This window comes from Kribbella sp. CA-294648 (assembly GCF_050943845.1).
GTDB lineage: Bacteria > Actinomycetota > Actinomycetes > Propionibacteriales > Kribbellaceae > Kribbella.
In genome coordinates this window covers 3,927,813-3,949,147 of record NZ_CP191981.1, presented here as the reverse complement: position 1 = coordinate 3,949,147, position 21,335 = coordinate 3,927,813, and the positions used below count along the sequence as shown (strand labels likewise).

The following is a 21,335-nucleotide window of genomic DNA, read 5'->3' as shown; positions in this document are numbered from 1 at the left end:
GGGGGTCTCGGGTCCTGCGGTACTACGGGTACTGCGGTGGATCAGCCCTGGCCGGTCAGCTTCTCGCGGAGAGCCTGGAGCGCCTCGTCGGAAGCGAGCGCACCCTCGACGGGAGCGTCGTCCTTCGGAGCAGCGGCGGACGAGTACGTGGAAGCCTCGCCGGCCTCGACGTCGGCCGTCTTGGCGTCCTCGATCTGCTTCTTGTGGGCCTCCCAGCGCGTGTGGGCCTCGGCGTACTGCCGCTCCCACTCCTCACGCTGCTTGTCGAAGCCCTCGAGCCACTCGCCCGTCTCGGGGTCGAACCCGTCCGGGTAGATGTAGTTGCCCTGCTCGTCGTACGTCGCCGCCATGCCGTACAGCGTGGGGTCGAAGTCGTCGGAGACCGGGTCGACACCCTCGTTGGCCTGCTTCAGCGACAGCGAGATCCGGCGACGCTCGAGGTCGATGTCGATGATCTTGACCATCACGTCGTCGTTCACCTGAACGACCTGCTCCGGGATCTCGACGTGACGCTCGGCCAGCTCGGAGATGTGCACCAGACCCTCGATGCCCTCCTCCACCCGGACGAACGCACCGAACGGCACCAGCTTGGTGACCTTGCCGGGCACGATCTGGCCCATCTGGTGGGTCCGGGCGAACTGCTGCCACGGGTCTTCCTGGGTCGCCTTCAGCGACAGCGAGACGCGCTCGCGGTCCATGTCGACGTCCAGCACCTCGACGGTGACCTCCTGGCCGACCTCGACGACCTCGGTCGGGTGGTCGATGTGCTTCCAGGACAGCTCCGAGACGTGCACCAGACCGTCGACGCCACCCAGGTCCACGAAGGCACCGAAGTTGACGATCGAGGAGACGACACCCTTGCGGATCTGGCCCTTCTGCAGCTGGGTGAGGAAGTTCATCCGCACCTCGGACTGCGTCTGCTCCAGCCACGCGCGACGCGACAGAACCACGTTGTTGCGGTTCTTGTCGAGCTCGATGATCTTGGCCTCGATCTCCTGGCCGACGTACGGCTGGAGGTCGCGGACCCGGCGCATCTCGACCAGCGACGCCGGCAGGAAGCCACGCAGGCCGATGTCCAGGATGAGTCCACCCTTGACGACCTCGATGACGGTACCGGTGACGACGCCGTCCTCTTCCTTGATCTTCTCGATCGTGCCCCAGGCCTTCTCGTACTGGGCGCGCTTCTTCGAAAGGATCAGGCGGCCTTCTTTGTCCTCCTTCTGGAGAACCAGGGCCTCGACGTGATCGCCGACGTTGACGACCTCGTTCGGGTCGACGTCGTGCTTGATCGACAGCTCGCGCGACGGGATGACGCCTTCGGTCTTGTAACCGATGTCGAGGAGAACCTCGTCCCGGTCGACCTTGACGATGGTCCCCTCAACGATGTCGCCGTCGTTGAAGTACTTGATGGTCAGATCGATCGCCGCGAGGAAGTCTTCCTCCGACCCGATGTCATTGACCGCTACCTGCGGGGTGGTGCGTACTGCGGGGTCGAGAGGTGCCTCGATGCTGGCCGTCATGTGGTGGGTTGCTCCGTGGGCTGATGGTGTCGTACGGGTGCACCCGGGCCGTTGGATCGCATCACACCGCTGGATAGCCTGAACAGGACAGAATCACCACCGACTTGCTGCGAGCACGAGCCTGCTCCGTCCGAGGTCGCGCGGGCCCATAGCGCATCTCACAGAATACGTGTAAGGACGAGGACACGGCAACCCGGGGCACCCGGTGACGACCGGCCGCCCACCGAGCCCGCCGGCCCTGCTGAGCCCGGCGCGCCGACAACGACAGCTGATCTCAATGTACGACGTCCAGCTCCGGCCGCCCGCCCGCGAGGTCACCCGTGTCGCCGATCCGGGCGACCAGCGCGTTCGCCGCGGCGGCCACCGGGTTGGCCGCCGGGCGGGAGGCGAGATCGATCAGGGCCCACAGATCGGCCGCCCGCGCCCGCTCCACCAACCTGTCCCCCAGCTCAGGACCAGCCCGTACTACGCCGAGCACCGCGCGCGCGAGCACCGGATCGGTACAGAACCGCAACAGATTCCCCAGGTCCGCGTACGGCGAGCCGGCATGCGCGAACTCCCAATCGATCAACCCGGTCAGCCGCGCCGCCGAAGGGTCAACGAGCAGGTTCTTCGGGTTGAAGTCGCTGTGCACCAGGCAGACCCGGTCCACCCCGGTCTCGGCCAGCTCCTCCGCCTGATCAATGACCGCCTCGAAGCCCGCCCGCTGCGCCCGGCTCAGCCCGATCGCCTCGGCGTGCGAAGCGAAGAACTCCTCCAGCCCACCGACCCCGAACGGCACGGTCGCCAGCTCGCGCCCGGCGAAGTCCCCGAAGGTCAGGAACGGCATGCCGTTCAGCCGGACGAGAAGTTCCCCGAGTTGCTCCCCCACCTTCCGCCGCTGATCCTCGCCGGCGCCCTCGAGATAGGTCTCGAGGTTCACGCCAGGCAGCCGCTCATACAGAACATAAGGAGGAGCCCCGTCGCCTGCGGGCTCCGGCATCGCGTCCAGCACCCGCGGTACCGGCAGCAGGCCGCGCACCAGCCGCATCAGCGAGATATCGACCGCCGCCCGCTCCGGACGCCTGCCGTAGAGCTTCAGCACGGCATCCTCACCGGCCGCACTCACGGCGTACGTCTCACCGCCGTATCCACCAGTCAGCGGCACGGCGCTGGCAGCGATCGCCTCGAATCCATCCACCCGCACGATCTTGCCGCACCGCACCGCACCGCCAACCGCGGATGTCCTAGGCCTTGGTGGGCACTGTGATGCCGGCCGCCGCCAGAACCGTCGGTACTGCGTTCCGCAGGCCGGCCGCGTTCGGGTGCAGCGGGACCAGGCCGTTGGTGGTCACGCTCGGGATCAGCCCTTCGATCCACCGCGTCGATGCGCTCTTGCACATGTCATGACCCACACTCGGCGTGGCCAGGTCGACGTACGTCGCACCGTGGGCTTGAGCCTGCTGGGCCATCCGGGTGTTCAACCGCGTCAGGGCCGCCTGCAGGTAGTCCGCGTCCATGCCCCACACCGGTACGACGGGCCAGCAACCGCCCTTCTTGATCCCGGTCGGGTAGCCGACCATCAGGATCTTCGCCTGCGGAGCGCGTTGCCGGATCTGCTCGATCACGGTGCCGTAGGTCGGCGCGAACGCGTCGATCTTCTGGGCCAGCAGGTCCACCCCGCCGGACGTGTTGGCCGCCTTGCACGACTTGCCGACGCCCGGCGGCAGCAGGTTCACGCAGGAGAAGGCGAGCCCGACCAGCCCGATGTCGTTGCCACCGATGCCGACCGTGACGAGGGTGGTGTCCGCACTCAGGGCGTCGTACTGCGGTGCCGCCGTGCCCAGCACGATCCCGGGTTGCGGGTTGGCGAAGTGCTTGGTCTCCGCGGCGCCACAGGTGACGTCCCGGAACTTCGCCGGCCGGAGCTGGGCGGCGATCAGCGACGCGTAGTTGACCGCCGACCGCGCGCAGGTGAGCACCTCCTTCGCGGGAAGCACCAGCGAGCCGGCCGCGAACGAGTCACCCATCGCGACATAGACGAGCGGCGGCGCGGCTGCCTGCGCCTGGGCCTGGGTGGTGAGCGGACCGGCGACCAGGGTCACCGCCGCACCGAGTACCGCAACCATCCGCGCACGTGCTGATCTCTTCTGCATGCTGCCCGCCTTAGACGTTAAGTGACTGGTCGGTAACAGTTCGCGTGCGAGTCAGCATGAAGAAAACTCACCTCCCCGGCAAGACCTGGAGCCGAACAATCTGGGTTGCGCTAATTACGCTACCGAAGTAGCGTAAAGGCATGCCACGAGGAAGACCCCGCGACTCCGCCATCGAGGGCAAGGTGCTCGCAGCCGCGGCTGCGGAGCTTCAGCACGGCGGCTACGACGGGTTGTCGATCGACCGGGTGGCCGAGCGGGCCGGGGTCGCGAAGACGACGCTGTACCGGCGCTGGCCCTCCAAGGCCGAGCTCGTGGTGGCACTGATCACCAGCCTCCGCGAGGAGATCCCCTTCGAACCGTCCGACGACCCCCGGCGCGACCTGACGGCGCTCGTCACCGCGATCGCCGCCGGCCTGACCGAGACACCCACCACCCTGGTGGCCGACCTGGCGGCGGCGGCTGCTCGCGATCCGCGCGTCGGCGAGAGCGTCCGCACGTTGTGGGCCGAGCGGCACCGCGCCGTGACAGCCGTGGTCGCCAAGGCCCAGGAGGCCGGCCTCGTGCTCGACCACGTCTCCCCCGCGGTGCTGGTCGACCAACTGGTCGGCCCGCTGTACTACCGGCTCCTCGTCACCGGCGAGCCACTGTCCCCCGACTACGCCAGGACGCTCGTACGCAGCGTCCTCGGTCCTGAGGAGTCCCGATGACCACCGCCGACACCACTGTCACCACCGTCACCACCAAGAAGAAGTCCCCCGTACGCCGCCGCGTCCTGACCGCGCTCGCCGCGATCGTCGTCCTGCTGGCCGGGTACTGCGTCTACGCGATCGCCCACACCACCGTCCTGCGCACCGAGATCGAGATCGCGGCCACCCCGGACGACGTCTGGAAGGTGCTCGCCGACCGCGCGGCGTACCCGGAGTGGAATCCGTTCATCATCTCGTCGACCGGCGAGCTGACGGCCGGAGCGACCATCACCAACGTCCTGAAGGACACCAAGGGCGCGGAGACGACCTTCTCCCCCAAGCTGCTGGTGGTCGAGCCGGGCAAGGAGCTGCGCTGGATCGGCAAGCTCGGCTTCGGCGGCATCTTCGACGGCGAGCACTCGTTCCGGATCGAGGCGCTGCCGGGTGGACGCTCGAAGCTGATCCACGAGGAGAAGTTCAACGGCATCGCGGTCCCGCTCTCCACCGGCATGCTGAACTCGACCATCAAGCCCCAGTTCGTCGCGATGAACGAGGCCCTGGCGAAGCGGGCTGCCGGCTGAGGCCATCACAGCAGCGGACCGCTGGATAGGGTGACGGCGTGGTGGAGCCGCAGCGGGTGGAACTGACGGAGCTGGAGACGTCGAAGGCGAGCCGGACCTACTGGGACTCGGCCGCGGAGGAGTATCTCGAAGAGCACGGTGAGTTCCTCGGCGACGACCGGTTCGTCTGGTGTCCCGAAGGGGTCGACGAGGCCGCGGCGCACCTTCTCGGCCCGGTCCGCGGCAAGCGGATCCTCGAGGTCGGCTGCGGAGCGGCGCAATGCGCTCGCTGGCTCGCCGGTCAGGCGGCCGACGTGGTCGCCTTCGACATCTCCGTCGAGCAACTCCGGGTCGGGCGGCAACTGGACCGGCGTACCGGGACCGCCGTACGGACTGTTGCTGCTGACGCCGTCGCCATCCCGTTCCGGGACGGCAGCTTCGACATCGCCTGCTCGGCGTTCGGCGCCTTGCCGTTCGTCGCCGACGCGGAGGCGGCACTGCGGGAGATCGGCCGGACTCTGAAGCCCGGCGGTCTGCTCGTCTTCTCCGTGACACACCCGATCCGCTGGACCATGCCGGACGATCCCACCCCGGCGGGCCTGCGGATCACCCACTCGTACTTCGACCGCCGCCCGTACGTCGAGCTCGACGGCCAGGGCACTCCCGTGTACGCCGAGCACCATCGCACCACCGGCGACTGGATCCGGGCTCTCACCGGCGCCGGTTTCGTCATCGACGACCTGCTCGAACCCGAGTGGCCGGCCGGCCACGACCAGGTCTGGGGCGGCTGGGGACCAGACCGCGGCCGGCTCGTCCCCGGTACCGCGATCTGGTCAGCCCACAAGAGCTAGCGCCCAACATTCTTGGGCACTTGCGGCTAGTCCGACTCGTTCCGGCGTGCCCGAGCGGCGACCGGCTGGGGACGCAGCATCGCCGCGGCGACCAGGGCGAGCAGCAGCAACCCGATGATCAGCGAGATGAGCGGGACCCAGAAGCCGATCAGGTTCAGCTGCGAGGCCTTCGCCTGGTAGCCACCCTCTTCGACACCGTTCTCCTTGGCGCCCTTGACGTTCTTCTTCACCGTCGCGTCGTCGTACGCGATGGTCACCTCGGTCGCGGTCGCCCGCGGCTCGCCGTTGTACTCGAGCGACGCGAGCTGCTTCTCCTGGCCCTTGATGATCGCGCCGGTGACCGGCTCGATCCACAGCGTCCGGGTGTTCTGGTAGCTCCGCTTGACCTCGACCGCCGCGTCGCCGGTCTCGTCGACGACCTTGGCCGGCACCATCAGCGGCCTGGCCAGCGGGATCTCCTGCTTCGGCACTTCCTGCTCGAACACGTACACCTTGAGGCCGTGCAGCTTGTCCTCACCCTTGTACTTGATCGGGAAGGCCTTGCGCGTGGTGGAGTCCCAGAACTTGTACTCCTTCTTCTCGGTGCCGAACGGGAACTTCAGCACCAGGCCCTCGTGCCCGCGGAAGAACTCGTCGCCACCGTTCTCGGCCGTCTTGCGGTCGGCCTTCTCCAGCGACGTGGCGATGTACTCCCCGGTCTCCGAGTCGGTCCAGCGCACCGACTCACCGGTGTGCGCGTCCAGCACGACCCGCTCCTGGACGAAGCTCAACGGCAACTTGGACGTGTCCGTCTTGTCGTCCGGGAACTGGTAGTTCGGCTCGTCGTCCGTGACCACCGCGGTGTCGAAGACGACGACGTCACGATTCAGCTTCTTGCTGATGTCCTGCGCGGCCTTCACGTCGCCACGGACGGTCCGCTTCGCCTCCAGCGTCACACCCTTTTTCTCGGCCAGGTCCGCGACGCTGAAAATGGTCGCGTCCGGGCCGGTCGACACGGTGTGCGCGACCTGGTCCGCCGGCGCCACCGCCAGCGTCGGATACGCGTAGAACTTGGCCAATGCCGCGATCCCCACGAAGAAGATCCCCAGTGCGATCATCAGCACCCGACTGCGATTCCCCACAACTACCCCTCCCGGTCTGTTCGCGGGACGCTACCAGCGAGTAGGGGCGGTTGAACAGGGACCGGCGGCGAGAAAATCCCGCAGTGGCCGAACTGTCATATAGTCCGGCCCCATGAGTGGCATCTGGGGGGCGTCCGGCCGGCTGCGTGCCGCACCGGACGATGCGGTACTACGAATCGCGGTGGTGGCGATCGCGGTCATCCAGGCCGCCGTGCTCGGTTTGCTGGCCCGGCGCGGCTCCTGGCAGAGCGACGACCTCGACTTCCTGGTCCAGGGCGGCAAGGGCTTCGCACCGAGCGACCTGCTCACCCCGGTGAACGATCACATCGCCCCCGGCCTGCGCTTCGTCTATGCCGTCTTCGCCCACGTCGCCCCGCTGAACTACGACGTCACGGTCGCCTGGCGGGTGCTGATGCAGGCGATCGCGATCATCCTGTTCGGCTTCCTGCTGCTCCGCCTGCTCGGCCCGACCTGGTGGACAGTCATCGGCACCGCCCTCTACGCGCTGACGCCGGTGACCATGCCGTCGTTCATGTCCCTGTCCAGCGCGGTCAACAACCTGCCGGCCCACGTCTTCGGCCTCCTGACCCTGCACGCAGGAGTCGACTGGTACGCCGGTCGCCGGCGCCGAGCGGTTGCCTATGGCCCCCTTTCGCTGCTGATCTCGTTGGCCTGCTGGGAGAAGTCGGTCGTCATCCTCTTCACCGTGCTCGCGCTGGCGCTCTACCTGCGCAAGACCTCGCTGCGCGAGTGGGTCCGGCAGAGCTGGCCGCTCGGCGCCGCTTTCGCCGTACCGCTCGTTGCCTTTGGCATTCTTTATGCCAGTCACGGCCGGCCGTCCGAGGGCAACTGGCCGGGCGTGGGTCAGTTGCTCAAGCTGGCTTGGCGCGCGTTCGCAGTACCGGTCGGTGCGCTGACTGGTGGGCCGTGGCGGTGGAGTGAGGCAGCGGTGCCGTTCGGCTTGGCTGATGCTCCTGCCGCGGCAGTGGTGCTCGGGTCGGTCGTGCTGGTGGTGCTGCTCCTCATCGCGTGGCGGTCGAACCGGCGGGCCCTGCTGTTCTGGGGATCGGTGGCCCTCTATGTACTGACAACCTGGCTGCTGTTGTCCTACGGGCGATTCGAGGTCTTCGGTGCGGTATTCGTCCTGCACTACCACTACTGGTCGGACCTGGCGATCCCACTGATCCTCGCCGTCGTCCTGACCGTCCGATCCGTCCGGCTGGGCGCACGGCTGTCCAGACTGGCACCCGTCGCGGTCGCCTGCTGCCTGACCGCCTGGACCGGCGCGGTCGTCGTGTCGGACGCCGGTTTCGCCCAACTCTGGGGCAAGAACCCGTCCCGCGCGTACTTCGACAACCTCACCGCCGACCTGGAGAAGGCCGGTCCCTCGGTGAACCTGTGGGACATCTCGATGCCGTCGACGGTCTCCACGATCCTGTCCGACGACAGGCGCCTGTCCCCCGTACTGCGCACCGCCGGCATCCCCTTCCGCCTGCAAGGCCCCGGAGATCCGTTCACCGTATCCGCCGACGGCCACCTCCAGCGTGCGACCTTCGTCACCTGGGTGAAGACCAACACGCCGGGCAACTGTGCGCGGGCGCTGCAGGGGACGACGCCGGTGACGCTGCCGCTCCAGATCCTCGTACCTCACGCCCCGACGAGCTGGTTCGCCAAGCTCTCCTACAGTTCCCCGCGGGAAGACCGCGTGCTGGCCGAACTCATCGATGCCGACGGCCAGGTGGTGCCGATGCCGGTCCCCGCCGAACCCTGGCCGAGCAGCAGTCTCGCCAACATGTACTTCGGCCCATCTGAACCCATCCGTCCGGTCGCCGTCCGGCTGCGCGCCCTGGATCCAGCGGCTACCGTCTGTCTGGGCGATTTCGAGCTCGGCCTACCCAAGGGGACTTGATGAGACGCATGAGGTTCCCGGCACTCGACGGGCTGCGCGCGATCGGCGCGGTCGCCGTGCTGACGACGCACGTCGGGTTTCAGAGCGGTGACGCGTTGAACGGCCCTTTCGCTGGGTTGTTGTCGCGCCTGGACATCGGGGTCGCCATCTTCTTCGCGATCTCCGGCTTCCTGCTCTACCGTCCGCACGTCGTCGCCTGGTTCGAGGAGACCGAGCCGCCGCATCTGTTGCCGTACCTGCGCAACCGGGCGCTGCGCATCCTGCCCGCGCTCTGGATCGCCGTGATCCTGGCCGCCTTGCTGGTCCCGAACGACAAGCCCGTCGACTGGGTGTACTACCTGCACCACGCCTTCTTCACCCAGATCTACGTCAACGGACCGACCGTGCACGGGTTGACGCAGCTGTGGAGCCTCGCCGCCGAGGTGTCGTTCTACTTGCTCCTGCCGTTCCTCGCGAAGCTGCTGACGAGCTACGAGCGGCCGACCCGGCGCGCGGTGCGCTGGCGACTGGCGGTGCTGTTCGGCCTCACCCTGCTGGGTCCGATCTGGATGGGTTCCATCACCGCGACCGGCAACCCGCTGGCGGGGCTGTGGCTGCCGGGCTACATCGGCTGGTTCGCGGTCGGGATGGGGTTCGCGCTGTGGCAGGTCGCGCGGGCCAGTGGCCGGCTCAACCCGTCCCTGCTGGACACACTCGTCAAGATTCCCGGCACCGTCTGGGGGATCGCCGTCGCGCTGTTCCTGATCGCGTCGAGCCCGATCGTCGGCCCGTACGGTCTGAGCCTCCCGAGCGTGGGTCAGGCGGTCATGAAGAGCCTGCTCTACACCGGGATCGCCGCCTGCGTGGTGTTCCCCGCGATCACCCCGACCCGCCGCACTGTCGCAGTACTGGGTGGCAAAGCCGGTCACTTCGCGGGCGACATCTCGTACGGCGTCTTCGTGTACCACCTCATCGTGCTGAGCCTGGTGCAGCAGATCTTCGGCCAGACCCTCTTCGGTGGCAGCTTCGCGGCGCTCTTCTGGCCGACGCTCGCTGCCTCGGTCGCGGTGGCCGCGGTGAGCTACTACGGGATGGAGCGGCCGATCATGCGCTGGGGACGGAAGGACCGGAGCTACGACGTCTCCGGGGTCGGCCGGGAGAGCAGCGCCAACGCGCAGCCGAAGAGGATCGACGACTGGACCAAGCCCGAGGTCAGGCCCGCTCCCCCGTCCGGCCAGGGCTGAACCGCGGCGACCAGCGATCCCAGCAGGACCACGCCGGTCACGACTGCGATCAGGACGAGCCGGCGTCCGTCGAGGAACCAGGCGGCCAGTGCTGCGACCAGAGTCGCCGCTAGCCCGATCCAGCCGGCCATGAACGTTCCGGCTGTCACCGCCAGCACAGTGGCGGCCCACGGCCCGATCGACCGGCCCTCGCGGAGCCTGTGCCCCGAGCGCCGCGACAGCCCGAGGCGGGCGAAGAGCGCCAGCCCCACAACACCCAGGAAGAGGAACAGTCCGACCAGCAGCCCGGCGCGGTAGTCCCGGTCCGGAGTGAACCGTGCCGTGACCACTTGCTCCGGCCCAGCCGGCAGGATCCAGCCCTGTTGCCAGCCGCCCACCCGCAGCGGGACCAGCTTGCGGCCGCTGCTGTCGTAGGCCTCCCAGCCAGTACTGAAGTTCTGCCCGACAGCCAGCACAGATTGCTCGTCCGCCTGCGGTACTTCGAGGGTCAGTGATGCCGGCGTCGAGCGCCAGATCTCGACTCTCTTGACCGGCGTGACCGCCGCGGCCCGGGATCCCGGCTTGGTCAACTTGACCTCCACCGGTACGAAGTCGGCACTGGCCACGGCATCGACCGTGTGCCGACCGGCGGGCAGCCGGACGGTGCTCTGCTGGCACAGGGTGAAACTGAGCGGCCGCCGCTGCAGTGCGTCGCGAACGGTCCCGGTGAGCCGGGTAGGCAGGTCCACGCCGTCGATGCGGACCGACGGGCCGAAGCCGCACTGCGCACCGGTCGTGGCCGTCAGGTCGACCGGCTTACGGAGCTGGTCGGCGCCGATCACCCGCAGTTCGGAGACACCGACCGGGAGGTACCGGGAGAATCCGCTCGCGGAGTCAACATCGACGGACAGGTCGTGGCCGGTGAAAGTGACTCCGATGCGTTTCCGCACGGTGGTCCCGGCGGGGAAGGTCACGAAGCCTTGCGGATCGATCCTGTACTCGACGCTCGGCCGGCCGTCCAGACGGACGGAGACGGTAGTCGCCCGGGAGGCCGCCAGGTACGGGTCGTGGAGGAACTGCAGCCCCGACACCGGCTTCTTCCTCACCCCGGGCAGCCTCAGCGTCAGCGTCGGTCGCAGGTCCTCCGTACCGGCCACCCAGCCGGTGCCGAGGTCCCGGTCGACGACAGCGCCGGGCCGTCCCTCGGGCGCGGTGACCGCGCGAGAGGACGCAGCGGCGCGAATGGGGGCCGGGCGGTCCAGGAGGCGTTCCAGCGCGTCACCGTCCTTCGGCAACGCCGTCCCCTGCAACTGGTACGACCCTGCGGCCGGCAGGTCGACGCTGCGCAGTAGCCCTGTCGCCTCTTCGGAGTCGCGCGCGACCCCTTCGCGGCACAGCGGCCGCGTGCCGGCGTGCAGGCAGGCCGAGCGGCCGATCTGCTGGTTCCGGAAGAGCAGGGTGTCGGGCTGACGATCGAGCCCGGGCGGGATCACCAGCCTGCTCACCGGGTTCAGGCCGGGCAGCGAGATCTCGGAGATCGAGACTCCGTTGGGGTTTCTCCCGTCGGTCACCCCGACCGTGATCCGCAGCCGCTGGGTCGTCCCGGCCGGCGCCGGGATCAGCTGCGGCGCGGCTGTGTCCTGGACGGCCGCGGTCAGCAACCCACGATCGGTCTCCACGGTCAGTGTGCGGACCGACTCGTTGGTCGGCGCGGCCAGCGAGAACCGCACCGAGAGGTCGTCGACCGGCCGGGGCGAAGCGAAGGTGAGTTCGAGCCATTCCCCGCTGCTGCGCCCGAAGTTGCCGGAGACCCAGCGCGTCGACGGATCGCCGTCGACCGCCGCCGAGGGTCCGTTGCCAGGCCCCATCCGCAGCGTCGCATCCGCATCAGCCGCCGACGACGAGGCCCGTACGCCGATCAGTCCGCCCTGCCAGGACCTCGTCGTCAGGGCCGCTGCCGGATCGACGACGTAGTCGAGAGCACGCCGTTTCTGCCGGCCCGGGTCATCCGCGGTGAGGACCGGCGACACGTTCTCGGCAGGTCGGCCGACAGTCACCTCACGACGCTGCAGGCCGTCCGTCTGGACCAACGGAAGGTTGACGAGGCCTTTGGCGTCCGTGCTGGTCACTGCTTCCCGGTCGCCGCCCAGTGCGGCCAGCACCCCCGGTACGTCTTCAGGAGCGCCGCGAACCTCCACCAACTGCGACTGCGGGACCAGCCGGGCCGGGCTGACCTCACCGACGTCGTAGATCTCCACACTCGGGTACGGCAGCCGGGTGCGCTCGTCCAGCGTCAGACCTGTCTGCTCGATGGAGCTGCCCGTCGGCGGTCCGAAGTGCGCGACTCGCTTGAGGCCGGACTCGTCCAGGCTCTCGTGCACGGCCATGGTCGGCGTCACCTGCGCATCGACACGCAGATCATTCCGTACGACGACGTACTTCACGCCCACCCGGGCCAGTGCCTGCTGCAGCGTGGCGTCGCCGACTCCTGAGCCCAGTCGACGCTCCACCTCGTCCAGCCAGCGCGTAGTACCGGCAGACCCGAGCGGTACTGCGTCCCTGACCGCCATCGGCCGCTTGAGCAACGCCTGGAACGGCTCATCCTTCGTAGAGCCCCAAGTGAAGTCAGCAAACGAAGCAGCCGGTACTACGAGCACGCTGCCGCTGGTCGGTTGGCTGTCGAGCCAGGTCGCGGCCTCACGCCAGTGGGCCGGGATCGCCTCATAGGACTCGGGTCGCGGCAGCTGGGCGAACAGCGCAGGCGTGGCGATCGAGACGACCATGAAGGCCGCCACTACTGGCACGATGCGGCGGTGGACGCCCCGGGCCGTCGCCCAGCTTGCCAGGCGGGTCAGGGCGTGCGCTGCAGCCAGCACGAGCGGCAGCCGGACCACCAGCTCGAACTTGTGGGTGTTGCGGACAGCTGCAAGTGGTCCGTCCAGCAGCTCTTGCAACTGGGGAGCCAGCGGCGAACCGGCCGTGCCGGCGTGGCCGAGGGTCAGCAGCAGCAGGCCGACCACCAGCGAGAGCTGGAGGAAGCCCCGATGCTTCAGCGTGCCCATCGCGAGGCCGACCAGACCCACCAGCGCTATGGCGGCTGACGTGAGGATGAGGGCCGGCTGAGTGACGTAGAGCCAGCCGGCAGGCCAGGTGGGGCCGTCTCCGGCCAGCAGGAAGTTCAGCCACTGCGACGTACCGCGGAACGACTCGAAGACGCTCGCCTTGCTGGTCGTGACGGCCGCGTTCTCGATCCAGTCGAGGAAGGGCGGGCTGTAGCGGCCCAGCATCGCCAGTGGGACCAGCCACCAGAAGGAGACGGCCAGCACACAGCCGAACCAGGCCACGGCGACCTTGAGCGTCGACTTGTCCAGCCGCCGGGTGATCAACCACAGCGCAGGCAGGATCAGCGTGGCGCCCGTGGCTACCGCGTTGACTCCCCCGACCAGTCCGAAGGCCACGGCTGACCAGCCGACCCGCCACCAGCCGGAGCGGGCCTTGGGCGTCACCAGCGGCAGCAGCACCCAGGGAGCCATCGCCAGCGGCCAGACCTCGATCGAGGTGATCGCCACCTCGCCGAGCATCCGTGGGCTCAGCGCGTAGAACAGCGCGGCAGCGAAGCGCGCCCACGGAGCGCCGTACCCGAGAGCGCCGCAGAGCTTCCAGACACCAAGGAAGGCGACGCACATAACCAGTGACCACCAGAGCCGCTGGGTGACCCAGTCAGGCACGGTCAGCGTGTCCAGCAGCCAGTGGAACGGCCCCATCGGCATCAGGTAGCCGTAGGCCTGGTTCTGCAGCTGGCCGAAGGCACCCTGGGGATCCCACAGGTGCAGCGAGCGGGCCAGGAACGGGCCGGGGCCGGCCGTGAGGTCCAGCTTGGTGTCCGGGACGATCTTGCCGGGCGCCTGATGGAAGCACAGGGCGATCAGGACCAGGCAGGCCAGCAGCAGCCGGGTCCGCCAGATCACCTTCTCCCTGCCGGCCTTGGTGATCGGCGGTGTCTTCGTCGACGCAGGCTTCGTCCGCGCTGCGCTCGTCGGCGCTGTGCTCATCGGCGGCTCATCGGCGCCGGAGGACCACGACGAGGTTCCAGGTCGCGAACTCCCGGACCCCGGGCACCGCCAGTACGCCGTACGCCCAGCGCGGGTGGTAGCGCGGGAACGCCGCCACCAGGTCGGCGTCGCCGCACGAGCGGGCCCAGCGCAGGCCGCCGGCAACGGTGATCGGGAAGAGCGATTCGCCGAACTTGTTCTTCGGCGGCTTGCCCTGCTTCCGCTCGTACCGCCGGGCAGCGCGGTGGCCGCCCAGGAAGTGCCAGGGCGCGGTCTCGTGGCCGCCGTGCGGGCCCCACCAGCCGGTGTAGGACAGGAAGATCGTGCCGCCGGGCCGGGTGACGCGGACCATCTCGTCGGCCATCAGCCACGGGTCCGGTACGTGCTCGAGGACGTTGGACGAGAAGCAGACGTCGATCGTCCCGTCGCCGATCGGCAACGCCATCCCGCTGCCGAGGACCGTGCCGGGCACGGGTTCCCCGCGGCCGCTGAGCTCGCCGAGGTCGGAGTCGATCGCGTAGTAGGTCGCGCCCGCCGCGCGGAAGGCGTCCGCGAAGTACCCGGGGCCGCCGCCCACGTCGAGCATCCGGGCGCCGCGCAGGTCGACGTACGAGGAGAGCTGGCCGACCGAGTCCGCCGCGAGCGTCCCGTAGAAGTGGTCCGGGTCGGTCTGCTCGACCCCGAAGGCCCGGAACAGCCGGACGGCGCGGCCGAGATCGGCCGTCCAGTCGACGGTGGTCACAGGGCTCGGAATCGCATCGGGCACAGGCCGGACCCTAACCGATTTCACGACCCCTGGCGGACATCGTTACTCCCTGGTAACCTCGCGGCCTTGTAACCCGGGGGTAACCAACGTGAGGGTGGGCATCAGAAGTGCGTGAGCAGACGGTGTTGTTGCTGAACTGGCGGGACACGACGAACCCCGAGGGTGGCGGTTCGGAACGGTGTGTCGAAGAGGTCGCGAGAGGCCTTGCAGCGATGGGCTGGTCCGTCACGATGCTGTGCGCCGCCTACCCCGGCAGCCCGCGGGAGGCCCGCCGCCACGACGTCCGGTACCTGTACCGCGGCAGCAAGGTGACCGTCTACCTCCAGGGCCTGCTCTACACGTTGCTGCACCGCCCTGACCACGTCATCGACGTGCAGAACGGTCTCCCATTCTTTACCCGCCTCGTACGTCGTACCGGGGTGGTCGTCCTCGTGCACCACGTTCACGAGGAGCAGTGGCAGGTCGTTTACCCCGGCTGGCGAGGCCGGCTTGGCTGGTGGCTGGAGTCCCGCGTGGCGCCCTGGCTCTACCGCGACTGCCGGTATGTCACCGTGTCGTCGGCCTCGCGGGACGAGCTGCAGGCCCTTGGTGTGGACGCAGCACGCATCGACGTGATCCACAACGGCACCGACCCCGCTCCGCCTCGCCAGGTGGCGCAGGCGAGTGTCCCGACCGTGGTCTGCATCGGGCGGATCGTGCCGCACAAGCAGGTCGAGCACGCGGTCGACGCCATCGCCGAAGCCAGGAAGGTGCTGCCGGACGCACGGCTGCTCGTCGTCGGCTCCGGCTGGTGGGAGGACTCGCTACGGTCGTACGTAGAGGAACGCGGGCTGCAGGACGCAGTGGAGTTCCGTGGCCACGTCAGCGAGGCTGACAAGCACGCGGCGTACGACGAGGCCTGGGTGCTCGCGCTGCCGAGCCTCAAGGAAGGCTGGGGACTCGTGGTCGGCGAGGCGGCAGCGCACGGCGTACCGACGGTTGCCTATCGCAGTGCGGGCGGGCCGACCGAGTCGGTGCAGCACGACGCCACCGGTGTCCTGGTGGACGACCCGGCCGAGTTCAGCAGCGCAGTACTGGCCCTGCTGGAGGAGGAGTCGTACCGGCGCCGGCTGTCAGCTGGAGCGCTCGCCTCGGCGGGCAACTTCACCTGGGCCGCGACGGTCCGCGGGTTCGACCGGGTCCTCACCGGGTCGGTCGTGACAGCAGAAGAGCCGGCCAGCGAATCGCTGACCGGCCTCTGAAGATCCCCGCGTCCAGGGCGTTCCAGCCGGAGCGCCCTGAGGCGGGCGCTCGCGCCTACTTGGTGCCGTAGCCGACGATCGGGTCGTCCACCAAGCCCTTGCTGGTCTGGCCGGCAGGCGACTTCGGCTCGTCCTTCACCGTCTGGACGACCCCCACGACGGCGACGGTCGAAACGGCCATACCAGCGATGACGGCCAGCGCGGCAGCGATCAGAGTTCCCATGAAGCGTGTCCCCTCCTTGACAAGTAAACCGGATGGTAACAACCGGCCAGTAACTTCGCTAGAGCCTGGCGCGGACTCTTACCAGCGCTGTGGACGCGCTTACGGTAGCGGCCGCTAGTACAGCACCAGCGAGGGTCCAGGCGGTGAGGACCAGGACCACTGACCACGGGCGGGCCTTCTGCTCGGCGGGTGTGCCGGGCAAGCGATAGATGCTGACGGTCGGGCCGCTGAAGATCTCGGACAGTTGTGGGGTGAAGTTGCGCGGGGACGGGCCGCCCGCCTCGCGGTCCACCACCAGCCAGGCGACCCCCTGCTGCTTCAGCACCGCCGTCGGGTCGCTGCCGTCGCGGACCGCCTCACGCAGGGCGGTGGCGATGGCGGTAGCCCGCGGGTCCTCACCGGCCAGGCGATGGCCGTCGACGATCAACTCGTCGGGCACCACCGACGGCTTGGAGAAGTACCTCGGCATCGGGTCGAGCACCGGCCGCCGCTGGTTCCAGTCGGGCGCCCGGTAGGACTCGTACGGCCATGGGATGAACTCCCCCGGCCCTTTCTCGTTCGCCAGCACCCGCCGGGCCTCCGCCCAGTCAGCCGGGTACTGCGCGGCCTTCAGCCCGTCGCCCCCAGCCAGCGAAGGCAGCGCCGCGATCGGTACCAGCGCCGCCGTCGCGCCCACAATCCACTTCACCGGTACGACGCGCAGTACCGCCGCCATCGCCGCACCGAAGCCGACCGACTCGAGCAGCACCAACGGCGCGAGGTACCGCTGTCCGTCCCTGAACAGCCCACCGCCGGGCACCTCGCGCACGATCCACGCCATCGCACCGGGCGCCACCACACCAGCCATCGCCACGACAACAGCCAGGAGGGCCACCACCACCAGCGCCCGTACTGCGCGGTCCCACCGCCACCAGATCACCACGCCCGCAACTGCCGCCACCAGCAACACGAACCCGAGCACCATCGGCACCAGATCACCACGGCTCGCCGGGACCACGTCCGCGTTCCAGACGCCGCCCAGCGTGAGCAGTGTGGGCAGCGTTCCGCCGTACCCCTCGTCCCGCGCAGCGAAGGCCGACACCGCCGCCGGATCGGAGGTAGCGGCCGCAGTACGGGCCAGGCCTGCCACCAGCCAGGGCAGGTTCAGGGCCACCGCTCCCCCGAGCGCGTACTTCACATACCGCCAGTACCGGGGCCCTTCGTACTCCGGAAGCTCCGCCTGCCTCGGCAACAGCAGTACTGCGGCGCCGACGAGCAGACCGGTGATCCCACCGGCAGCGGTCAGCGCGCAGGCTGCAGAGGCCAGCAAGAACCCCGCCAGGCCCTGCCCATGGCGGAGCCTGAGCGCCGAGCGCACCAGCCACGGCAGAGCGGCGTACCCGAGCAGGAGCGCCCAGGCGCCCAGGTGGTAGCGCTCGGCGACGAACGGGTTCCATACGTACAGCGCAGTGGCTGCAGCACCGGCCAGCGGACCACCGAAACCCAGTGCGCGCCACAGCGCAGTCATCCCCAGACCGCTCAGCAGTGGGATCGCCACCAGGACCAGCTTGTTCAACGCCTGGCCGCCCGCGACTTCGTCCAGTACTGCGACCAGCACGTCCGACGGGACCGCGCGAGGCAAGGCGGTTGTGACACCGAACAGGTCAAGTCGTAGCGTGAGGTCCGGCACGAAGACCATGTCGTAGCCGACCACGTACCCGGGAGCGAGTAGCGGCGCAGTGATCAGCACGGTCAGCAGCACGGGCCAAATCCACGGCAAGAACCGCGCCAGCCGAGTGGTTCCCCCCTCCACGGCTACCTCCTCGCCAGTACTGTACTCATGCCTCCGTTTCCTTTGCTTTCCCCGCCCCGGGAGCGCGACCTGTCCGCCAGCCAGCAGAACAGAAGCCGCATGACCTCTGAGATGACTCCCGACCAGCAGCCTGCCGCGCCGAAGCTCGGCTTCCTGCGCAGCGCCACCGTGGTAGCGGTCGGCATGGCCATCATGAACGTAGCGGCCTACGGTTTCACCTTGTTTGCGGTCCGCCGCCTCGTACCGGAACAGTTCAGCGCTGTCATCGCCCTGCTCGGCCTGCTGCTGATCGGCAACGTGGTCCCGCTCGGCCTGCAGGCGTCCGGTGCTCGCCGGATCGCCACCCACACCGGCGCCGGCCGGGATGCGCTGGCGGACTCACTGCTGAGGGCCGGTCGTCGCTCCGCCCTCGCGCTGACCACGCTGTGCCTGCTGGTCAGCCCTCTGCTGGTCTGGCTGCTGCACATCGACTCAGTGCTCGCAGTACTGCTGCTGGCCCCGACACTCGGTGGGCTGACCCTCATGGGTTCGCAGCTCGGCGTACTGCAGGGCAGCGAGCGGTGGTCCGAACTGGCCGCCATGTACACGGCAGTCGGTGTCGGGCGCTTCGCCTTCGGTGCCGGTGCCCTGGTGATCCACCCCAGCCTCACGTCGGCCATGATCGGTGTCGCCGTCGGAGCCGCGGTACCGCCTCTGGTGGGCTCCTTCCTCCTGCGCGGCTCCACCGGCGGTACGCCTGACCAGGTGAAGGAAGTACTCCGCGAGACCGTGCACGGCACCCACACACTGCTCGCCTTCTTCGCCATCGCCAACGCTGACGTCCTGCTGGCCCGCTCCCTCATGGACGGCCAGCACAGCGGGTACTACGCGGCCGGCGTGATCGTGGCGAAAGCGTGTCTGTTCCTGCCCCAGTTCGTCATCGTGGTCGTGTTCCCGTCCTTGGCCAGCGAACCTGGCGACACCTTGCGGCTCCGCCGGGCGATCCAGGCGGTGGGCGCCCTCGGTGTCTGCTGCGTACTCGGCGCGCTCCTGCTCCCCGATCTGGTCGTGACAGTTGCCGGCGGCAAGGAGCACTACTCGAACCTCGGCTCGTTCGCGTGGCTCTTCGCCCTCGCCGGTTCCTCGTACGCCGTCCTGCAACTGGTCGTGTACGCCGCGATCGCACAGCAGGAGAAGCGTGCCGCGCTGCTGATCTGGATCGGGCTGATCAGCCTCGCCATCGCAGCGCTGATCGTGCTGGGCGCCGACCTGGTCACCGGCATCGCCGCCATCAAGGTCCTGGTCGCGATGAGCGCCGCTTGCGCACTCGCGCTGTCGGCCGCACTGGCGGCGGGACTCCACCGGCAGACGGCCGACAACGCGTAGCACGACTCACCAGAGGCTGGACTTGGCGAACTTGCGCGCCAGCGTGTTCGCCAGCACCAGCAGGACCAGACCGATCACCGACCGGAACAGCCCGATCGCGGCGGCGTAGCTGAACTGCGGGACCTGTGAGGCGAAGCCGAGCTTGTAGACGTAGGTGTCGATGACCTCCGACGTCTGCAGGTTCAGCGTGTTCTGCAGCAGCAGCACCTTCTCGAAGCCGACCGACATGATCGAGCCGATGTTCAGGATCAGCAGGATCACCGCCACCGGCCGGATCGCCGGCAGGTCGATGTGCCAGATCCGGCGCAACCTGGACGCACCATCGACGATCGCCGCCTCGTGCAGCTCGGGCGAGACGCTGGTCAGCGCGGCCAGGTAGATGATCGCGGAGAAGCCCATCGTCTGCCAGGCACCGGACCAGACGTAGAGGTGCCGGAAGTAGTCCGGGTTGCTCAGCACGTCGATCGGCCCGATCCCGAACTGGCCGAGGAACAGGTTGAGCACACCGCTGTTCGGGTCGACGATCACCACGATCAGGCCGACCACCACGACGGTCGAGATGAAGTGCGGCGCGTAGGTGATCAGCTGTACCGACCGCCGGTACCAGCGGCGCCGGGCCATGTTCAGGCCGAGCGCCAGCAGGATCGGCAGCCAGAACGTGGCGACCAGCTCGTAGACGTGCAGGATCAGCGTGTTCTTGATCAGCCGCCAGAACTGGTACGACTCGACGAACCGCTCGAAGTGCTTCATCCCGACCCAGCGGCTGCCGAGAATGCCGTCGACGATGTTGTAGTCCTTGAAGGCGATGATCGCGCCGTACATCGGCCAGTAGGCGAAGATCGCCAACCAGACCAGCGGAATCGCCAGCATCGCGTAGAGCTGCCAGTTCCGGCGCATCCGCGCGCCCAACCCCATTGCCTGCTTGGCGGGCCGCGCGCCGCTGCGCATCGGAGTACGGCGTACCAGAGTGTCCGTTGCCATAACCCCTCAACCCTTCAACGAGCCGACCATGGCCCCCTTGACGAAGTGCTTCTGCACGAAGGGGTAGATCAGCAGTGGCGGAATGGTGGCGATCACGATCAGCGAGAACTTCAGCTGTTCCTGCAGTTCCTTCATCCGGATCAGTTCGGCGGTGTCGCGGACCTGGGACGGGTCGAAGTTGTTCTGGATCAGGATCTGCCGCAGCACCAGCTGCAACGGGAACAGGTGCTCGTTGGTCAGGTAGATCAGCGCGTTGAACCAGGAGTTCCACTGGGCCACCGCGTAGAAGAGCAGGTTCACCGCGATGATCGGTTTGCTCAGCGGCAGCACGATCCGCCAGAAGAAGCCGAAGTCGGTGCAGCCGTCGACCTTCGCGGCCTCCACCAGTTCCTCGGGAATGGTCGACTGGAAGTAGGTCCGGGTGATGATCATGTTCCAGACCGCCAGCGCGGCCGGCAGGATGATCGCCCAGCGGGTGTTCAGCAGACCCATCCGGTCCACCACCAGGTAGGTCGGGATCAGGCCGCCGTTGAACATCATCGTGAAAACGAACAGCGCCATGATGATGCCCTTGCCGGGCAGGCCTTTGCGCGACAACGGGTACGCCGCGAACAGGGTCAGCACGGTGGCCAGCACGGCACCGCCGGCCGCGTAGACGACGGAGTTGCTGAAACCGCTGACGATCGAGTCGTAGTCGAAGACCGCCTTGAACGCCTCGACGCTGAAGCCGACCGGCCAGAGCCAGACCTGCCCGGAGACGACGTTCTTCGGCTCGCTCAGCGACGCGCTGGCGACGTACACCAGCGGATACAGCACGGCCAGCGTGAACAGGCCGAGGGCGGTGTAGTTGCAGATCATCACGATCCGGTCGCCGCGCGTCTCGCGGACGGGGGTGGGCGCGCCGGTCGGTGTCGATGTCGCCGTGGCCATC

At 68.4% G+C, this 21,335-nt stretch carries 17 protein-coding genes; 7 read left to right on the top strand and 10 right to left on the bottom strand.

Annotated elements, in window-relative coordinates; genetic code table 11:
• Positions 1-41: 41 nt before the first annotated feature.
• From rpsA to ACQPYM_RS18740, 3 genes are all read right to left on the bottom strand, one after another.
• Entirely contained in the window at positions 42-1,520 is a 1,479-nt protein-coding gene (gene rpsA / locus ACQPYM_RS18750) for a 30S ribosomal protein S1 (RefSeq protein ID WP_433022345.1), read from the bottom strand.
• A 274-nt stretch (positions 1,521-1,794) separates the two neighbouring features.
• Positions 1,795-2,700 carry a phosphotransferase family protein gene (locus ACQPYM_RS18745; protein WP_433022343.1) on the bottom strand — a complete coding sequence of 302 codons (906 nt, stop codon included), beginning with the start codon at positions 2,698-2,700 and terminating at the stop codon, positions 1,795-1,797.
• 46 nt (positions 2,701-2,746) lie between these two features.
• Positions 2,747-3,655 (bottom strand): SGNH/GDSL hydrolase family protein, encoded by a 909-nt coding sequence (locus ACQPYM_RS18740; RefSeq protein WP_433022341.1) that lies wholly within the window; start codon positions 3,653-3,655, stop codon positions 2,747-2,749.
• A gap of 140 nt (positions 3,656-3,795) precedes the next feature.
• Between ACQPYM_RS18740 and ACQPYM_RS18735 the strand changes: the two genes are divergently transcribed.
• The 3 genes from ACQPYM_RS18735 to ACQPYM_RS18725 are packed head-to-tail and all read left to right on the top strand — an operon-like array spanning position 3,796 to position 5,752.
• Positions 3,796-4,362, top strand: a complete 567-nt coding sequence (locus ACQPYM_RS18735; RefSeq protein ID WP_433022339.1) for a TetR/AcrR family transcriptional regulator — start codon at positions 3,796-3,798, stop codon at positions 4,360-4,362.
• Positions 4,359-4,922 (top strand): SRPBCC family protein, encoded by a 564-nt coding sequence (locus tag ACQPYM_RS18730; protein WP_433022337.1) that lies wholly within the window; start codon positions 4,359-4,361, stop codon positions 4,920-4,922. The genes ACQPYM_RS18735 and ACQPYM_RS18730 overlap by 4 nt, the downstream gene beginning before the upstream one ends.
• 38 nt (positions 4,923-4,960) lie before the next feature.
• Positions 4,961-5,752, top strand: a complete 792-nt coding sequence (locus ACQPYM_RS18725; RefSeq protein ID WP_433022335.1) for a class I SAM-dependent methyltransferase — start codon at positions 4,961-4,963, stop codon at positions 5,750-5,752.
• A gap of 26 nt (positions 5,753-5,778) precedes the next feature.
• Here the strand turns inward: ACQPYM_RS18725 and ACQPYM_RS18720 are convergent, their stop codons facing one another.
• Positions 5,779-6,873, bottom strand: a complete 1,095-nt coding sequence (locus ACQPYM_RS18720; RefSeq protein WP_433022333.1) for a DUF3068 domain-containing protein — start codon at positions 6,871-6,873, stop codon at positions 5,779-5,781.
• A 112-nt stretch (positions 6,874-6,985) separates the two neighbouring features.
• Here ACQPYM_RS18720 and ACQPYM_RS18715 point away from each other — a divergent pair, with 112 nt between their 5' ends.
• A complete protein-coding gene (locus ACQPYM_RS18715) occupies positions 6,986-8,782 on the top strand; it encodes a hypothetical protein (protein ID WP_433022331.1) in 1,797 nt (598 codons plus the stop codon).
• Positions 8,782-10,005 (top strand): acyltransferase family protein, encoded by a 1,224-nt coding sequence (locus tag ACQPYM_RS18710; RefSeq protein ID WP_433022329.1) that lies wholly within the window; start codon positions 8,782-8,784, stop codon positions 10,003-10,005. The genes ACQPYM_RS18715 and ACQPYM_RS18710 overlap by 1 nt, the downstream gene beginning before the upstream one ends.
• On the opposite strand, the gene ACQPYM_RS18705 is transcribed toward ACQPYM_RS18710, so the two are convergent.
• Entirely contained in the window at positions 9,894-14,036 is a 4,143-nt protein-coding gene (locus ACQPYM_RS18705; RefSeq protein WP_433022327.1) for an alpha-(1->3)-arabinofuranosyltransferase, read from the bottom strand. The genes ACQPYM_RS18710 and ACQPYM_RS18705 overlap by 112 nt on opposite strands.
• Positions 14,037-14,043: 7 nt before the next feature.
• Positions 14,044-14,802, bottom strand: a complete 759-nt coding sequence (locus ACQPYM_RS18700; RefSeq protein ID WP_433022325.1) for a class I SAM-dependent methyltransferase — start codon at positions 14,800-14,802, stop codon at positions 14,044-14,046.
• A gap of 107 nt (positions 14,803-14,909) precedes the next feature.
• Here ACQPYM_RS18700 and ACQPYM_RS18695 point away from each other — a divergent pair, with 107 nt between their 5' ends.
• Positions 14,910-16,043, top strand: coding sequence for a glycosyltransferase family 4 protein (locus tag ACQPYM_RS18695; protein WP_433022323.1), 1,134 nt, complete (start codon positions 14,910-14,912; stop codon positions 16,041-16,043).
• A 55-nt stretch (positions 16,044-16,098) separates the two neighbouring features.
• Here the strand turns inward: ACQPYM_RS18695 and ACQPYM_RS18690 are convergent, their stop codons facing one another.
• Positions 16,099-16,266: a DUF2613 family protein gene (locus tag ACQPYM_RS18690; RefSeq protein ID WP_360272490.1), complete on the bottom strand. Its 168-nt coding sequence runs from the start codon at positions 16,264-16,266 to the stop codon at positions 16,099-16,101.
• 58 nt (positions 16,267-16,324) lie between these two features.
• Positions 16,325-18,058, bottom strand: a complete 1,734-nt coding sequence (locus tag ACQPYM_RS18685) for a hypothetical protein (RefSeq protein ID WP_433022321.1) — start codon at positions 18,056-18,058, stop codon at positions 16,325-16,327.
• Positions 18,059-18,157: 99 nt separating this feature from the next.
• On the opposite strand from ACQPYM_RS18685, the gene ACQPYM_RS18680 reads away from it, so the two are divergent.
• On the top strand, positions 18,158-19,423 hold the full coding sequence (locus ACQPYM_RS18680) for a lipopolysaccharide biosynthesis protein (protein WP_433022319.1): 1,266 nt from the start codon (positions 18,158-18,160) through the stop codon (positions 19,421-19,423).
• Between the two features lie 6 nt (positions 19,424-19,429).
• Here ACQPYM_RS18680 and ACQPYM_RS18675 read toward each other — a convergent pair whose 3' ends face one another.
• Together ACQPYM_RS18675 and ACQPYM_RS18670 are read right to left on the bottom strand one after the other, a co-directional pair.
• Positions 19,430-20,404: an ABC transporter permease gene (locus ACQPYM_RS18675; protein ID WP_433022317.1), complete on the bottom strand. Its 975-nt coding sequence runs from the start codon at positions 20,402-20,404 to the stop codon at positions 19,430-19,432.
• A gap of 6 nt (positions 20,405-20,410) precedes the next feature.
• Positions 20,411-21,334, bottom strand: coding sequence for a carbohydrate ABC transporter permease (locus ACQPYM_RS18670; protein WP_433022315.1), 924 nt, complete (start codon positions 21,332-21,334; stop codon positions 20,411-20,413).
• Position 21,335: the final 1 nt, after the last annotated feature.

Bases quoted from the DNA above. Each gene is read 5' to 3' on its own strand.
- rpsA (WP_433022345.1), bottom strand. From the start codon at position 1,520: ATGACGGCCAGCATCGAGGCACCTCTCGACCCCGCAGTACGCACCACC.
- ACQPYM_RS18740 (WP_433022341.1), bottom strand. From the start codon at position 3,655: ATGCAGAAGAGATCAGCACGTGCGCGGATGGTTGCGGTACTCGGTGCG.
- ACQPYM_RS18735 (WP_433022339.1), top strand. From the start codon at position 3,796: ATGCCACGAGGAAGACCCCGCGACTCCGCCATCGAGGGCAAGGTGCTC.
- ACQPYM_RS18730 (WP_433022337.1), top strand. From the start codon at position 4,359: ATGACCACCGCCGACACCACTGTCACCACCGTCACCACCAAGAAGAAG.
- ACQPYM_RS18715 (WP_433022331.1), top strand. From the start codon at position 6,986: ATGAGTGGCATCTGGGGGGCGTCCGGCCGGCTGCGTGCCGCACCGGAC.
- ACQPYM_RS18710 (WP_433022329.1), top strand. From the start codon at position 8,782: ATGAGACGCATGAGGTTCCCGGCACTCGACGGGCTGCGCGCGATCGGC.
- ACQPYM_RS18705 (WP_433022327.1), bottom strand. From the start codon at position 14,036: ATGAGCACAGCGCCGACGAGCGCAGCGCGGACGAAGCCTGCGTCGACG.
- ACQPYM_RS18690 (WP_360272490.1), bottom strand. From the start codon at position 16,266: ATGGGAACTCTGATCGCTGCCGCGCTGGCCGTCATCGCTGGTATGGCC.
- ACQPYM_RS18680 (WP_433022319.1), top strand. From the start codon at position 18,158: ATGACCTCTGAGATGACTCCCGACCAGCAGCCTGCCGCGCCGAAGCTC.
- ACQPYM_RS18675 (WP_433022317.1), bottom strand. From the start codon at position 20,404: ATGGCAACGGACACTCTGGTACGCCGTACTCCGATGCGCAGCGGCGCG.
- ACQPYM_RS18670 (WP_433022315.1), bottom strand. From the start codon at position 21,334: ATGGCCACGGCGACATCGACACCGACCGGCGCGCCCACCCCCGTCCGC.